The 2,388-nt window shown below is 70.6% G+C and carries 1 protein-coding gene; it reads right to left on the minus strand.

Going from position 1 to position 2,388, the window contains the following annotated elements; all coding sequences use genetic code 11:
* Positions 1-2,342, minus strand: a 2,342-nt coding sequence (locus ETD85_RS61670) for a condensation domain-containing protein (protein WP_170247501.1), incomplete at its 3' end; no start/stop codon positions are given.
* Between the last annotated feature and the right edge of the window lie 46 nt (positions 2,343-2,388).

Genomic DNA, 2,388 nt, shown 5'->3' on the forward strand with positions numbered 1-2,388 from the left:
CACCCCACATAATTGGCCAGCCCCGCCTGCGTCACCACCACACCCTTCGGCCGCCCCGTCGAACCCGAGGTATAGATCACATACGCGCTCTGATCGCCGCTCAGACGCCGCACCGGCCTCTCAGCCGAAGCCAACGACAACCGCATCACGGTGAAAGCGTCATCCAGCACCAGCAACCGGCTCCCACCACCAACCGGAAGCTCCCCAGCCACCGCCCCACTCGTGACCGTTACCACCGCACCACTGTCAGCCAGCATGAACGCCACCCGCTCCACCGGCTGACCCGGATCAATCGGCAAATAGCCCGCCCCCGCCTTCCACACCGCCAGCAACGCGACGACCAGATCGGCGCCGCGTTCCAGGCACACCCCCACCACCGACTCGGCGCCCACCCCTTCGCTCACCAGCACCCGCGCCAGCCGGTTGGCCCGATCCTCCACCTCGGCGTACGACGTCTCGGCCGCGCCCGAGCGCACCGCCACCGCGTCAGGCGTCCGCGCCACCTGCGCCTCGAACAGCTCCACCACCGACACCCCACCCACCTCCACAGCGGTGGCGTTCCACTCCTCCAGCACCAACCGCCGCTCGGCCTCATCGAGCACGTCAACCGCTTCGATCCGGGCCCGCGGGTCGGTGACGAGCAGTTCCAGCACTCGGACGAGCCGCGTCGCGATCCGCCCGACCGAGGCCGGGTCGAACAGGTCGGCCGCCCCGATCACGGACCCGCGTACCCCGGCGGGTGCCCCGTGGGGATCGAAGACCTCGCCAAGGCGTACTTCCAGGTCGAACTTGGCCACGGACGCCCCGGCCGGGACGCCGGCCGTCCGGGCCCCGGGCAGGTCCAGCACGGCCTCGGCCATGTTCTGGAGGTCGAGCTGCACCTGGAACAGCGGGTGCCGGGCCCGCGACCGGCTCGGTGCCAGTTCCTCGACGAGCCGCTCGAACGGCACGTCCTGGTGGGCGAGGGCCTGCAGGCTGCTCTGGCGCACCCGGGCGAGGAGCTCCTGGAACGTCGGGTCGCCGGACAGGTCGGTGCGCAACACCAGCGTGTTGATGAAGAACCCGACCAGATCGTCCAGGGCCTCGTCGGTGCGTCCCGCGTTGGCCGTACCTATGGAGATGTCGGTGCCCGCGCCCAGCCGCGACAGCAACACCGCCAACGCGGCCTGCACCACCATGAACGTGGTCGCCCGCTCGGCCTTGGCCACCTCCGCCAGGCGGGCGTGGACGTGGGCGGGAATCTCGATCGGCACGCTGTGCCCCTGGTGCGAGGCCACCGCGGGACGGGGCCGGTCGACCGGCAGTTCCAGCTCCTCCGGGACACCGGTCAGGGTGCGCCGCCAGTACGCCATCTGCGCGGAGACGAGGCTTCCCGGGTCCTGGTCGTCGCCGAGCAGATCGCGTTGCCAGAGGGCGTAGTCGGCGTACTGGACCGGCAACGCCTCCCACACCGGTGCCCGCCCCTCGCGCCGCGCCGTGTAGGCCACCGACACGTCCTTGGCCAGCGGTGCCCGTGACCACCCGTCGCTGGCGATGTGGTGGATCACCACCACCAGCACCCGCTCGTCGATCAACCACGCCCTGATCGGCACCTCCGACGCAAGATCGAAGGCATACGCCGTCGCCTCGGCGACCGCCAGGTCGGCCGACGACACCCGCTCCATGCGCCAGATCAGCTCGTCCGGCGCGAGAATCCGCTGATAAGGCTGGCCATCGGCGACCGGGAAGATCGTTCTCAGCACCTCGTGCCGCTCGATCACGTCCCGCAACGCCGCCCCGAGCGCGTCGATGTCCACGTCACCGTCGAGCCGCAACACGATCGGCACGTTGTAGGTGGCGCTCGGGCCTTCGAGTTGCCTGATGAACCACAGACGTTGCTGCGCATACGACAACGGCACCCGCTCCGGCCGCCGCTCCACCGCCGTCAGCGGAAGCCGGGCCGCGCCCATGCCCCCGAGACCCGCGGCGAGTCCCGCGACCGTCGGGGTGTCGAACAGGGCGCGGATCTCGATCTCCACCCCGAGTAGCGCGCGGATGCGGCTGACCAGGCGGACGGCGAGCAGGGAGTGGCCGCCCAGCTCGAAGAAGTCATCGTCCACGCCGACGCCTTCGAGCCCGAGCACCTCGGCGAACGCCGCGCAAAGGGCCTCCTCCCGCGCGTCGGACGGGCCGCGCCCGGCACCCGCCACGGCGGCGTGGTCAGGGGCGGGCAGTGCAAGCCGGTCGAGCTTGCCGTTACTCGTCAGCGGCAGCGCGTCCAACACCACCCAGGCCGACGGCACCATGTGATCAGGCAACCGATCGGCGACGAACCTGCGCGCCACCGACGACAGCCCACTCACGCTCTCCGAGTCATGCGCCACCAGATAACCGACAAGACGGACCTCA

Source organism: Nonomuraea zeae, assembly GCF_005889725.1.
GTDB classification, from domain to species: domain Bacteria; phylum Actinomycetota; class Actinomycetes; order Streptosporangiales; family Streptosporangiaceae; genus Nonomuraea; species Nonomuraea zeae.